This window comes from Rhizobium sp. SSA_523 (assembly GCF_030435705.1).
GTDB lineage: Bacteria > Pseudomonadota > Alphaproteobacteria > Rhizobiales > Rhizobiaceae > Neorhizobium.
The window spans coordinates 966,738-980,078 of record NZ_CP129382.1 but is presented as its reverse complement, the minus strand read 5'-3'; the positions used below and the strand labels follow the sequence as shown (position 1 = coordinate 980,078).

General features: G+C 63.0%; 12 protein-coding genes. 6 read left to right on the top strand and 6 right to left on the bottom strand.

The window, feature by feature from the left end:
- Positions 1–2: 2 nt before the first annotated feature.
- Positions 3–2,165, bottom strand: coding sequence for a DNA topoisomerase IV subunit B (parE, locus tag QTJ18_RS13120; RefSeq protein WP_252754544.1), 2,163 nt, complete (start codon positions 2,163–2,165; stop codon positions 3–5).
- Between the two features lie 211 nt (positions 2,166–2,376).
- Here parE and QTJ18_RS13115 point away from each other — a divergent pair, with 211 nt between their 5' ends.
- The 6 genes from QTJ18_RS13115 (at position 2,377) to QTJ18_RS13090 (ending at position 8,114) form a co-directional block, all read left to right on the top strand.
- A complete protein-coding gene (locus QTJ18_RS13115; protein WP_252754545.1) occupies positions 2,377–3,261 on the top strand; it encodes an alpha/beta hydrolase in 885 nt (294 codons plus the stop codon).
- Between the two features lie 317 nt (positions 3,262–3,578).
- The gene (gene tpiA, locus QTJ18_RS13110) at positions 3,579–4,349 is read left to right on the top strand and encodes a triose-phosphate isomerase (RefSeq protein WP_252754546.1); all 771 of its coding nucleotides are present in this window, start codon (positions 3,579–3,581) and stop codon (positions 4,347–4,349) included.
- Positions 4,350–4,465: 116 nt separating this feature from the next.
- Positions 4,466–4,864 (top strand): preprotein translocase subunit SecG, encoded by a 399-nt coding sequence (gene secG / locus QTJ18_RS13105; RefSeq protein ID WP_252754547.1) that lies wholly within the window; start codon positions 4,466–4,468, stop codon positions 4,862–4,864.
- A 135-nt stretch (positions 4,865–4,999) separates the two neighbouring features.
- The gene (gene pyrG / locus QTJ18_RS13100) at positions 5,000–6,628 is read left to right on the top strand and encodes a CTP synthase (protein ID WP_252754548.1); all 1,629 of its coding nucleotides are present in this window, start codon (positions 5,000–5,002) and stop codon (positions 6,626–6,628) included.
- 383 nt (positions 6,629–7,011) lie between these two features.
- Positions 7,012–7,431, top strand: a complete 420-nt coding sequence (locus tag QTJ18_RS13095) for a hypothetical protein (protein WP_252754549.1) — start codon at positions 7,012–7,014, stop codon at positions 7,429–7,431.
- Positions 7,432–7,445: 14 nt separating this feature from the next.
- Positions 7,446–8,114: a ParA family protein gene (locus tag QTJ18_RS13090; RefSeq protein WP_252754550.1), complete on the top strand. Its 669-nt coding sequence runs from the start codon at positions 7,446–7,448 to the stop codon at positions 8,112–8,114.
- Positions 8,115–8,127: 13 nt separating this feature from the next.
- Here the strand turns inward: QTJ18_RS13090 and QTJ18_RS13085 are convergent, their stop codons facing one another.
- The 5 genes from QTJ18_RS13085 to trpD form a co-directional block, all read right to left on the bottom strand.
- Positions 8,128–9,609: a cryptochrome/photolyase family protein gene (locus QTJ18_RS13085; protein WP_252754551.1), complete on the bottom strand. Its 1,482-nt coding sequence runs from the start codon at positions 9,607–9,609 to the stop codon at positions 8,128–8,130.
- A gap of 140 nt (positions 9,610–9,749) precedes the next feature.
- On the bottom strand, positions 9,750–10,979 hold the full coding sequence (locus QTJ18_RS13080; RefSeq protein ID WP_252754552.1) for a molybdopterin molybdotransferase MoeA: 1,230 nt from the start codon (positions 10,977–10,979) through the stop codon (positions 9,750–9,752).
- A 4-nt stretch (positions 10,980–10,983) separates the two neighbouring features.
- A complete protein-coding gene (moaC, locus tag QTJ18_RS13075; protein WP_252754553.1) occupies positions 10,984–11,475 on the bottom strand; it encodes a cyclic pyranopterin monophosphate synthase MoaC in 492 nt (163 codons plus the stop codon).
- Positions 11,475–12,290: an indole-3-glycerol phosphate synthase TrpC gene (trpC, locus tag QTJ18_RS13070; RefSeq protein WP_252754554.1), complete on the bottom strand. Its 816-nt coding sequence runs from the start codon at positions 12,288–12,290 to the stop codon at positions 11,475–11,477. The genes moaC and trpC overlap by 1 nt, the downstream gene beginning before the upstream one ends.
- Before the next feature lie 18 nt (positions 12,291–12,308).
- The gene (trpD, locus tag QTJ18_RS13065; protein WP_252754555.1) at positions 12,309–13,325 is read right to left on the bottom strand and encodes an anthranilate phosphoribosyltransferase; all 1,017 of its coding nucleotides are present in this window, start codon (positions 13,323–13,325) and stop codon (positions 12,309–12,311) included.
- Between the last annotated feature and the right edge of the window lie 16 nt (positions 13,326–13,341).

The window sequence follows — 13,341 nt, the reverse complement described above, 5'->3', positions numbered from 1 at the left end:
CGTCAGATATCGAGATTGTCGGCGAAAGCGGCGCGCTCCTGGATGAAGCGGAAACGCGCATCGGCCTTGGTGCCCATCAGATTGTCCACGGCCTCCCGCGTCCCCTCGAAATCCACCTCGTCGATCGCCACTTTCAGCAAAGTGCGCTTCGCCGGATCCATGGTGGTTTCCTTCAGCTGCGCCGGCATCATTTCGCCGAGGCCTTTGAAGCGGCCGATCTCCACCTTCTTGCCCTTGAAGACCGTGTCCATAAGCTCGGCGCGGTGCAGATCGTCCCGGGCATAGACGGTTTTTGCCCCCTGCCGGAGGACGTAAAGCGGCGGCACGGCAAGAAAGAGATGCCCGCCGCGGATGAGCTCCGGCATCTCCTGATAGAAGAAGGTGATCAGGAGGGAGGCAATATGCGCGCCATCCACGTCGGCATCGGTCATGATGATCACGCGCTCGTAGCGCAGATCCTCTTCCCGATATTTCGTCCGGGTCCCGCATCCCAGGGCCTGGACGAGATCGGCAATCTGCTGATTGGCGGAGAGCTTTTCACGGCTGGCACTGCCGACATTGAGGATCTTGCCGCGCAGGGGCAGGATGGCCTGATTGGTGCGGTTGCGGGCCTGCTTGGCGGATCCGCCGGCCGAATCGCCCTCGACGATGAAGAGCTCGGCACCTTCGGCCGTGTTCTGCGAGCAGTCGGCGAGCTTGCCGGGAAGCCGGAGCTTGCGCACCGCCGTCTTGCGGTTGACTTCCTTCTCCTTGCGCCGGCGCAGACGCTCCTCGGCCCGCTCGATCACCCAGTCCAGAAGCTTGGCCGCTTCGGCGGGGTTGCCGGCGAGATAGTGATCGAAGGGATCGCGCAGAGCGTTTTCGACGATGCGCTGTGCCTCGACCGTTGCCAGCTTGTCCTTCGTCTGGCCGACGAATTCCGGCTCGCGGATGAAGACCGACAACATGCCCACAGCCGAGATCATCACATCATCGGTGGTGATTTCCTTGGCCCGTTTGTTCTGTGTCAGCTCGGCATAATTCTTCAGCCCCTTCAGCAGCGCGATGCGCAGGCCGGCCTCGTGCGTGCCACCTTCCGGTGTCGGGATCGTGTTGCAGTAGGAATGGATCTGGGGATCGCCGCCATACCAGGTCACGGCCCATTCCAGCGCACCATGCCCGCCTGTCTTCTCCGTCTTGCCGGAGAAGATGTCGCGGGTGACGGTGAAATCCTTGCCGAGCGTCGCGGCCAGATAATCCTTCAGTCCGCCGGGGAAGTGGAAGACCGCCTTTTCGGGAATTTCCCCGCCGGCCGGTACGACGCCCGGGTCGCAGCTCCAGCGGATCTCGACACCGCCGAACAGATAGGCCTTGGAGCGCGCCATGCGGAAGATCCGGCCGGGTTCGAAGCGCGCATGCTCGCCAAAGATCTGCGGATCGGGGTGGAAGCGCACCCGCGTTCCGCGCCGATTATGGACCTCGCCCAGCTCCTCGAGCCCGCCCTGCGGGACGCCGCGCGAAAAGCGCTGGCGATAGAGCTTGCGATTGCGCGCGACCTCGACCTCCAGCAGATCGGACAGGGCGTTGACCACGGAAACGCCGACGCCGTGCAGGCCGCCGGAGGTCTCATAGGCCTTGCCGTCGAACTTGCCGCCGGCATGCAGCTTGGTCATGATGACTTCGAGCGTCGACTTGCCGGGAACCTGCGGATGGTTTTCGACGGGGATGCCGCGGCCGTTATCGGTCACGGTCAGGCAGCCCTCGGCATCCAGATGCACATCGATGAAATTGGCGTGTCCTGCCACTGCTTCGTCCATCGAATTGTCGATGACTTCCGCAAACAGGTGGTGGAGCGCCTTTTCATCCGTGCCGCCGATATACATGCCCGGCCGCATGCGCACCGGTTCCAGCCCTTCGAGAACGCGGATCGATGAGGCATTGTAGGAATCGCCGGTAGCGGGAGACGCCGGAAGAGACGCAAGGGGAGGCGACGCAGGGGAAGGAGCCGCGGGGGAAGGAGCCGCGGGGGAACGAGAGGCGGAGGCCTGCACAGGCTTGGGCTCCGCCGCGACATCGGCAAGCTTCTTGCCTAAAGCCGGCTTGGCAGCGGGCTTGGCTGCGGGCTTGGCGGCAGGCTCGGCGCCTTCGGCTGGAATGCGGGCGAAGAGATCGCTTGTGTCGTCCATGGGTTCCGTTCTGTTCGCATCTCGTGCGGCGCGCGCGGATCCGGCTCTGATCGGATTGCGGCCCGTATCGGCTATCGAATCGGTTGCGAGTGTGCCAGATATCCGGCTTTTTCGCGATGCCACAAGAGTGGCAGAGTTCAATGACGGGATTTGCGCCGCCAAAGCCTGCAAAGCAAGGCGACGCACCGGGAGTAACGGAATGATGGGCCGCATGTCCACAGATCATTTTCGCTGGCGGCACCTCTGTCTGCTTCTGGCCCTCGTTTCGGCCAGTCAGGCTGTCGCGCGCGACGGTCCGATCCGCCCTTTCAAGGACGAGCTGTTTTCCCGCCAGGCGGTGATCGAGAGCCGCGACGGCGGCGCCTTCCAGATCATCGACTATCAGGAGATGCGCGATATCAACGGCCGCGACGAGGAGCCGGAACGGCGCGTCAAATCCGCCTATGTCGATACCGGCGTCCGCCGCTCCCAGACCAATGAAACGCTGGCGCTTGCCGCAAGCCGCCTGGATGTGGCACGGGTCGGGCCGCTGCGCGATGCGGGCTTCACGGTCATCTTCATCCACGGGCGCGGCGGCGACCGGCGGCTGGGCGTCAACGACTTCACCTTCGGCGGCAATTTCAATCGGCTGAAAAATCTCGTTTTGCGCAATGGCGGCGTCTATTACGCGCCCTCGGTGAAAACCTTCGATCCCAATGGCGCCGCCGATATTGCGGCCCTGGTGCGCCATGTCTTCGAATTGTCGAAGGGGCGGCCGGTGGTTCTGGCCTGCGCCTCGATGGGCGGCTTCATCTGCCAGAGCATCAGCCGCGACAAGGAGGCGGTGCGCTATCTCAAGGGACTGGTGATGATGGGCGGCCCGCCGGATCCCGGCTTCCTCACCACGCCGGCGGCGCGGCTGAAACTGCCGGTTTTCCTGGCGCATGGCAGCAATGACTCGGTCTATCCGGCACAGAACCAGGTGGCGCTTTACGAGAAGATGCGCGCGCGCAACTATCCGGCTCAGCTGCGCCTGTTCAATACGGGCGGCCACGGCACCCCGATCCGGATGAGCGACTGGCGCGAGATCCTGAACTTTCTTCTGGCGTCCCCTTAGGCTCTGGACGAGCCTCCACAGGCGGGGGATCAACCGCAAACGGCATCGCCGCGGGCGTTAACCACGCTTTTGAACCATGGCCGCGGTTTTTCATATTATTTAGTCGTGTTAGTGGTTAATACCGAAACAGATTGGCAGGACGCGGCGCCGGCAGACGAGCAGGAGATACCGGGATGGGGCGGTTTGACCGGACCTGACCGCGCCCTGCGGCTGCGTAAAGCGCGAACGATAAAGCGTGCTAGACTCGTGCTGACATTGCTCCAGGCCTGCAATCGTTATGCGCGACAAGGCATGGACAGGAAAGGATACAGACGCACATGACGCCCGATGTTCGCCCGCTTGTTGCGGGAAACTGGAAGATGAACGGCACGCGAGCCGCACTGGATCAGATCAAGGCCATGGCCGCAGGCGTCGATGGGCCTCTGGCCGAGAAAGTGGATGCGCTGATCTGCCCGCCGGCAACCCTGCTTTACGTGGCCACGGCGCTCTCCACCGACAGCCCGCTGATGATCGGCGCCCAGGATTGCCACCAGAACGCCGCCGGCGCCCATACGGGCGACATCTCCGCCGACATGATCGCGGATTGCTTCGGCACGCATGTCATCGTCGGCCATTCCGAGCGGCGCAGCGATCATGCGGAAACCGATCATCTCGTGCGGGCCAAGGCGCAGGCCGCCCATGCCGCGGATTTGACGGCGATCATCTGCATCGGCGAGACGGCCGAGGAACGCAAGAGCGGCCAGACGCTCGACATTCTCAAGCGGCAACTGGCGCTGTCCGTGCCGGATGGCGCAACGGCCGAGGACACCGTCATCGCCTATGAGCCCGTCTGGGCGATCGGCACGGGTCTGACGCCCACCGTCGAGGATATCGAGGCAGCCCATGCCTTCATGCGTGCCGAGCTGGCAAGCCGCTTCCAGGCGGCCGGCCGGACCATGCGCATCCTCTATGGCGGGTCCGTCAAGCCCGGCAATGCGCGGGAATTGATGGCGGTCGAGAATGTCGACGGTGCGCTGGTCGGTGGTGCCAGCTTGAAAGCGTCCGACTTCCTCGCCATCTATAATGCCTATGAAGCGCTGACCGCCTGAGCATGCCTGGCGGCGCATTTGCGTTTTTGCCTCTTTCAATGCTGGTCAGGCTCGGGTAAAGAGCCGGCCAGATCTCGAATGTATGCCGCCGGCTGGGCGCGCAGGACTGGACTGATATGCAGACCGTATTGATCGTAATTCATCTCATGATCGTGCTCGCTCTGGTGGGCGTGGTGCTGATCCAGCGCTCGGAAGGCGGCGGACTTGGTATCGGCGGCGGATCCGGCTTCATGTCGGCGCGCGGAACGGCCAATGCCCTGACGCGCACGACGGCCATTCTGGCGACCTTGTTCTTCATCACCTCGCTGGCCCTTGGCATTCTGTCGCGCTACGAGTCCCGCCCGACCGATATTCTCGACCGCATTCCCGCGACGCAGCAGGGAAGCGGCAACGGCATTCTGGACCAACTGGGTCCGGCCCCGACAGGTCAGGCACCAGCAGGTCAGGCACCGGCAAACGGTGCCACTGCTCCGGCGGCTCCGGCCGATCCGGCCGCCGTACCCACCGGCCAATAAGCGCCGGTCAAAGCTCAACCTCCGGCAGGCCCAAAGCCTGCCGGTTTTCTTTTGTCCAGATTTCAACAGCTTTTACCGTCCGATGGCATTTTTCGGCTGGTGGAATCGTTCGTGAAAAGGTATCCGGTGACTCCCATGGCGCGATATGTATTCATCACTGGCGGCGTGGTTTCTTCCCTCGGTAAAGGAATTGCGGCTGCAGCCCTCGGAGCCTTGTTACAGGCCCGCGGTTACCGGGTTCGTCTTCGTAAGCTCGATCCCTATCTCAACGTTGACCCGGGCACCATGAGCCCGACTCAGCACGGCGAAGTCTTCGTGACCGATGATGGCGCGGAGACCGATCTCGATCTTGGTCATTACGAGCGTTTCACGGGACGTTCGGCCACCAAGACCGACAACATCACCACCGGCCGCATCTACAAGAACATTATCGACAAGGAACGGCGCGGAGACTATCTCGGCGCAACGGTGCAGGTCATTCCGCATGTCACGAACGAGATCAAGGATTTCGTCGTGGAGGGCAATGACGACTATGATTTCGTCATCTGCGAGATCGGCGGCACGGTGGGCGACATCGAGGCCATGCCCTTTGTCGAGGCGATCCGCCAGCTTGGCAACGAATTGCCGCGCGGCGCCGCTGTCTATCTTCACCTGACTTTGATGCCCTATATTCCGGCGGCGGGCGAACTCAAGACGAAGCCGACCCAGCATTCGGTCAAGGAACTGCAGGCGCTCGGTATTGCGCCGGACATTCTCCTCGTCCGTGCCGATCGCGAAATACCGGAAGCGGAGCGCCGCAAGCTCTCGCTGTTCTGCAATGTGCGTCCTTCCGCCGTCATCCAGGCTCTGGATGTGGCGAATATCTACGACGTGCCGATGGCTTACCACAAGGAAGGGCTCGATTCGGAAGTGCTTGCCGCCTTCGGGATCGAACCGGCGCCCAAGCCGCGTCTGGAGGCCTGGGAAGAGGTCTGCAACCGCATCCGCACGCCGGAAGGCGAGGTTACCATTGCCGTTGTCGGCAAATATACCGGCTTGAAGGATGCTTATAAGTCGCTGATCGAAGCCCTGCATCACGGCGGCATCGCCAATCAGGTCAAGGTCAAGCTGGAATGGATCGAGTCCGAAGTCTTCGAAAAGGAAGATCCGGCGCCCTATCTCGAAAAGGTCCACGGGATCCTGGTTCCCGGCGGCTTCGGCGAGCGCGGCGCGCAGGGCAAGATCAATGCCGCCCGTTTCGCGCGTGAACGCAAGGTGCCTTATTTCGGCATCTGTTTCGGCATGCAGATGGCCGTTCTGGAAGCAGCCCGCAATCTGGCCGGCATCGAGGATGCGTCCTCGACGGAGTTCGGCCCGTCCAAGGAACCCGTCGTGGGCCTGATGACGGAATGGGTGAAGGGCAACGAGTTGCAGAAACGCTCTGCAGCGGGCGACCTGGGCGGCACCATGCGGCTCGGAGCCTATAAGGCGGCCCTGAAGCGGGAAACCAAGATTGCCGATATCTATGGCTCGACGGATATTTCCGAGCGCCATCGCCATCGCTACGAGGTGAATGTCCAGTACAAGGATCGGCTGGAAAGCTGTGGCCTGGTCTTCTCCGGCATGTCGCCGGACGGGCTGCTGCCGGAGACGGTCGAATATCCGGACCATCCCTGGTTCATCGGCGTGCAATATCACCCGGAACTGAAGAGCCGTCCGCTCGATCCCCATCCGCTCTTCGCAAGCTTCATCGAGGCAGCATTGGAACAGAGCCGTCTCGTCTGACGCCACCAAGGCGACAGGTTGATCCTGAAATCTGCCCGGACCTCTCTCAGGAGGCCCGGGCAGATTGCGTTTCGGCGCCCGTGCGGCGGCACCATCACCGGATCATTGCGGCGTCAAATTGCGGCGCCAGCGAGACATCCGGACATCAAGGTGATTCGCGACACAATCTCTCGACAACCGCTTATCCGGCGAAAGACTTTTCGCCTTGCGGCTCGATTCGTATCAGGGCGACAGGGTGGTGCTTGCAAAATCAACAGGATAGACGACACGTGCAGCTTTTATAATATACATTCTCATAGTCTTTTAGGACTATGCTTACCGCCGTTGAATGTGACAGAATTATTACATAGATTTCAGTTAGACATTAGGAGAGGGCGGACAATATGAGTAAAAAACACAGGAATTTATACTCCATCATTCTTGAAGGCATCAGGCAGAACCTGAGTGACGACGATCTTCAGCGCCATATCGAGGAGAATGGCGACACGTCCGGCAGCAAAGCCAGCAGCAAGCGGATCGTCAAGGCGGCGCTTTTGGGTTTTTCGGACGAGGATCTCGTCGATGCCGAGATGATTGCACGTCTGGCGGCTTTGGCGGCGCGGCATCGCAGCCTCGCTCTTGCCGATCGCCAGAAGCGCCCGGCTCTCGCTAAAGCTCCTCTTCTGGAAAACTCCGTCGATGCCGCGCCTGCCGGTGACGGCATTGCCGAAGTCGCGGCGACGAGACGGCCTCGCACCGCTGCTGCGGCCGGCGCCGCACGTGCCGTCCGCGCAAGATCCCGCCGATCGCCTGTCCTCAGTTGAGTGAATGCCAGCCAATGAAAATCATCAGTTTTGGCAATGCCAAGGGCGGTTCGGGCAAGACGACCAGCGCCGCCCTGTTGTGCTCGGGCCTCTGCGCGCGGGGATACCGGGTGACGCTGCTCGATTGCGATCCTCTATTCCCGCTCTATGACTGGGCCGTCGGCGCGGTATCACGTCACGCCACGGCGCTGCGCGTATCGGATGCCAGGCGCATGGCAGCGCAGATCAAGGCGCAGCGCTCCCAGGTCGATTACCTGATCATCGACCTTTCCGGCGCCTCGAGCATCATGAACGCGCTGTCCTTCGCCATGTCGGATCTCGTCCTCGTTCCCATGCAGGGCTCCGTCATGGATGCGCGTGGCGCGCTGCATACGATCGAGCTCATCCAGACGGTTGCAGACAATCAGCGGGCGCCGATCAAGACCTCCCTGGTGCTGACGCGTGTCAGCCCCATGGTCGTGACCAATGCGGTACGCTTCGCCCGGCAGATCGTCGAGAGGCGGAGCGTTCCCTTCCTGCCGATACCGGTTCTGGAACGCAGCGCCTATCGCGACATGTTCAGCCACATGACGAATCTCGTCGATGCCGAGCATGAGGCGATCAGCAATCTGCCAAAGGCCCGCCGGGACATCGACCGGCTGACGGATGCGGTGGCGGATTGCATGGGCCACGCATGCGCTTGATTGGCCTTGCGCTTCAGTGCCCCGCGCCTTTCGCGCCGCCTTGTTCGCCTTGCGCCCCGGCCTGGTTCTTCACCCGGCCATAGGCCTGCAGCGCGCGGTCGCGTGCCGCGCCATGATCGACTATGGGCTTGGGATAGGTCTCGCCGAGCCTTACACCTGCCGTCGACAAGACCTGGTCCGGCGCCGCAAAGGGCTTGTGGATGTATTTCTTCGGCAGCCGGCCGAGTTCTGGAATGAAGCGCCGGACATAATCGCCGTCGGGATCGAATTTCTCGCCCTGCAGAATAGGGTTGAAGATGCGGAAGAAGGGTGAGGCATCGGCGCCGGATCCGGCAACCCACTGCCAGTTGGCGGCATTGGATGCAGGATCGGCATCCACAAGCGTGTCGCGAAACCAGGCCTCTCCCTTCCGCCAGTCGATCATCAGATCCTTGATCAGGAAGGAGGCGGTGATCATCCGGACCCGGTTATGCATATAGCCATGCCGCCATAGCTGGCGCATGCCCGCATCGACGATCGGGTAGCCCGTCATGCCTTTCGTCCAGGCGTCGAAATGCGAGGGGGCGTCCTGCCACACAAACGCATCGAAGCGGCTGTTCCAGTTGGCGCTGCCAAGCTTCGGAAACTCCACCAGCAGATGATAGCAGAACTCACGCCAGACCAGTTCCTTGCGGAAATGAATGAGATTTTCGGTCGCCTGCAGGCCCTGCGTCGCCTGCCAGACGCGGGCGGGCGTGATCTCGCCAAAGGCGAGGTGCGGGGAGAGCTGGGAGGTCGTATCTTCCAGACCGGGAAAATCCCGCGCTTTCTTGTAGCTGCCGATGGCCTCCTCGATAAAACGCTCGAGCCTCTGCCGTGCGCCATTCTCGCCCGGTTGCCAGTGGTCCGGAAATTCCACCGCCCAATCCGGCGTTTGGGGCCGCAGGTTCCAACCGGCCAGGTCTTCGGATGACAGGTCGCCACCGGGCGGCGGTATGCGCTCGGGCGCATCCATCGGGTCGCGCGGCTCGCCTTCGCGTTCAAGAGCCCGCCAAAAGGGCGTGTAGACGCGGTAGGCGCCGCCGGTGCCGGTGCGCATGGTCTGCGGGTCATGCAGCAGTTGGCCCTTGAAGCGGCGGATCTCAAGGCCAGCCTCCTGGACGGATTTGAGGAGCTCGGCATCCTCGGCATCGCGCTCGTAGAGCCGGTTGAGAAAGAGCGCCTGCGCACCCGTCTCCGCCGCAAGCTGGCGCAGGACCTCGCCTGCCTCGCCGGTCCGCAAGATCAGCCGGTTGCCCGCCTCGGCAAGTCTTGCGGAGAGCGCCTCCAGCGAATGGTGCAGCCACCATTCCTGCGCGCCGCCCAAGGGACCGATCGATCCGGTGGCCGGTTCGCGGATATAGATGCAGATGACCGGCGCTTCGCTTTCCACCGCAGCGGTGACCGCGCCATTGTCGTCCAGCCGAAGATCCTTGCGGAACCAAAGAATGACGGGCGAAGGGGAAGACGAGGGCACGGCGAACTCCATTCACAAAAGCAAGGATCGACGACTGGTCGAAGACCGGTCAGGCAAGGTTCGACCAGGGATCGACCGGGGATCAACCGGCGACCGAACCGGTGTCTATGCCGGGGCTACGCGCCGCGAGGCGCGACGGTTCACCCGACGAAGGGACGCAGCAGCAGGATGGGGCAGGGGGAGCCGGCCGGCAGCTCCGGCGCAAAAGGCGGCCGGATGATCAGGGCATCGGATCTGGCGAAGATCTTCATCATCGAACTGTCCTGCTTGCCGAAACTTACGGCCTGCAGCCTTCCCTCGACATCGCGGCGCAGGGTCGCGCGCAGATAATCCTGTCGCTGATCATTCTGCGCCAGCGTGGTTTCGGTGATTGCCGTTGCGGGCCGGCTGGGGAGGGGTCGTTGCGCCAGGAGACACAGCAGCGGCTCCAGGAAGAGCAGGCTGCAGACAAGGCTGGCAACCGGATTCCCAGGCAGGCCAAGCACCTGCATGCCGTCCAGCGACCCCACCATCAAAGGCTTGCCCGGCCGCATGGCAATGCGCCAGAAATCCAGCTCCATGCCCTTCGCCTTCAGGCTGGCCTGGACAAGATCGTGATCGCCAACCGAGGCGCCGCCAAGCGTGACAAGCACATCGGCCCTCAAGGCGCGCGCCTGATCTATGGCAGCCTCGATCAGCCCGCTATCGTCGGGCACGATGCCGAGATCGATCACCTCGGCGCCGGCGGCCTTGATCAGTGCCGCGACCCCGAATGTATTGGAGGCGATGATCTGGTCGGCGCGCGGCGTCTGTCCCGGTGCGATCAATTCGTCGCCGGTGGCAATCAGCGCCACGCGCGGGCGGCGCAGCACCGAAAGCCTCGGATGGTTCATTGCCGCCGCAACGGTGACATGTGCATGATCGAGCAGGGTTCCGGCCGGAAGGACGGTCTCGTCCAGCGCGAAATCCTGGCCTTTCGGCCGGATATGCCGGCCTTTGGTCACGGCAAAGGCGGTGCGGATGCGCCCGTCTTGCAGCACTTCGGCATCTTCCTGGATGAGCACCGCATCGGCGCCCTCCGGCACCGGCGCGCCGGTGAAGATGCGCACGGCTTCGCCTTGGCCGACCTGTCCGCCAAAGGCGTGCCCGGCCGCGGCCTCGCCGATCACGCGAAGCTCCGCGCCGATTGCCGGAGCATCCTCAGCGCGCAGCGCGTAGCCATCCATGGCCGAGGCATTGAAGGGTGGCTGGGTGAGACGTGCGGCCAGATCCTGAGCCAGGACGCGCCCGTCGGCCTGCGCGAGGTCGACCCATTCGGCCTCGTCTACGGCCCGCGCTCGCGACAAGAGGCGGCTCAGGGCCTCTGAAACGGGAAGGAGCGGCCCTGCCATCACATCATTCCTCTTCGCGGCGCCAGTCCCCGGACTTGCCACCGCTCTTCGACACCAGCCGGATCTGGCCGATCTCCATGCCCTTGTCGACGGCCTTTGCCATGTCGTAGATCGTCAGGCAGGCGATGGAGACAGCCGTCAGCGCTTCCATCTCGACACCCGTCTTGCCGGTGAGCTTCACGAGCGCCTGGACATGCAGACCCGGCAGGGCCTCATCCTCGGAAATATCGACAGTCACCTTGCTCAACATCAAAGGATGGCAGAGCGGGATCAGTGAGGACGTCTGCTTGGCGGCCATGATGCCGGCGAGTCGTGCCGTCCCAATCACATCGCCCTTCTTGGCATTGCCGGCCCGGATCAGCGCCAGCGTCTCAGGCTGCATGCGCACGAAACCTTCGGCAGTGGCGATGCGCACCGTGTCCGATTTGTCCGCCACATCGACCATATGAGCCTCACCGGCCTGGTCGATATGGGTCAAGCCTTCTGCGCCCGCCATCACTCGGCCGCCTGGCTGGAAGCGTCGCCATGCAGCAGATCGCGCGTCGCGGCGGCGACATCCGCCTTTCGCATCAGGCTTTCGCCGACGAGGAAGGTGGAGATGCCGCAGGCCTTCAGCCGCAGGCAATCCGCATGTGTGAAAATGCCGCTTTCGCCCACCAGCAGCCGGTCTTCCGGCACCATGGGCGCCAGTTGCTCGCTCACCGCCAGATCTAGCTCGAATGTGCGCAGGTTGCGATTGTTGATCCCGATGAGCGGCGAGGACAGCGCGAGCGCGCGCTCCATCTCCAAGGCGTCATGCACTTCCACCAGCACATCCATGCCCAGCGCCAGCGCTTCGTCTTCAAGCCGTTTCGCCAGATCATCCGACAGCGAGGCCATGATCAGCAGAATGCAATCGGCACCCCAGGCGCGCGCCTCATGCACCTGGTAGGTGTCGTACAAGAAATCCTTGCGCAGCGCCGGAAGCGATGCGGCCTGTCGCGCCGCCTGCAGGAATTCCGGCGCGCCCTGAAAGCTCGGAGCATCGGTCAGCACGGAAAGACAGGTGGCTCCGCCCTCCTCATAGGCTCTGGCAAGCGCAGGGGGATCGAAATCCTCGCGGATCAGACCCTTCGAGGGGCTGGCCTTCTTGATTTCCGCGATCAGCCCGAACCCGCCACTCTGCCGCCTGGCCTGCAGCGCCTTGAAGAAACCCCGCGGAGCCTCCTGGTCCGCCGCCATGGCCTTGAGATCGGCAAGCGAGGTCACGGCTTTGGCGGCCGCAATTTCCTGCAGCTTGTAGGCCTCGATCTTTTTCAGAATGTCGCTCATGGATCGCGCAGGGCCTCCTCAGCTGGGCTCGTTGGATACTGCCACAAGCCGGTCGAGAACGGCGGCGGCATTGCCGCTGTCGAGCGACTGGGTGGCGAGGATCATGCCTTCCAGCACATCCGCCGCCTTGCCGGCGACGACCAGCGAGGCCGCCGCATTGCAGAGCGCAATATCGCGATAGGCGTTGCGGGCACCCGACAGGACATCACGCAGCGCGCGGGCATTGGCTTCGCCGTCTCCACCCTTCAACTCGTCGATCGTGGCACGCGGCACGCCGAAATCTTCCGGCGAGAGTTCGAAATTGCGAATGCTTCCATTTTCCAGCGCCGCGACATGGGTGGTGCCGGTGGTGGTGATCTCGTCCATGCCTTCGCCGTGCACGACCCAGATGGTCTCGGAGCCGAGATCGCGCATGACCTCTGCAATCGGCTGCAGCCAGCGCGGCGAGAAGACGCCGAGCAATTGGCGTCGCGCGCCGGCCGGATTGGAGAGCGGGCCGAGCAGGTTGAAAATGGTGCGCGTGCCCAGTTCCACCCGGCTTGGACCGACATGGCGCATGGCCGCGTGATGCACCTGGGCGAACATGAAACCGATTCCGGCTTCATCCACGCATCGGGCGATATGATCGGGTGCGATATCCAGCTTCACGCCAAGCGCCGTCAGCGCGTCCGCCGTGCCGGATTTGGAGCTGAGGGCGCGATTGCCGTGCTTGGCCACCTTCACGCCCGCGCCGGCGACGATGATGGCCGCCAGCGTCGAGATATTGTAGGTGCCGAGACCGTCGCCGCCTGTGCCGACAATGTCGATTACATCGGCCGAGGTCGAGACGGGCAGCATCTTTGCACGCATGGTGGATACGGCGCCGGCGATCTCCTCGACAGTCTCTCCGCGCACGCGCAATGCCATCAGGAAGCCGCCGATCTGCGAGGGCGTGGCTTCGCCCGACATCAGAATGTCGAAGGCCGCGCGCGCTTCCTCCCGCGACAGGGCCTCGCCATTGGCGGCCTTTGCGATGAAGGGTTTCAGATCCGGCATGGTGCTCCTCCCGAAG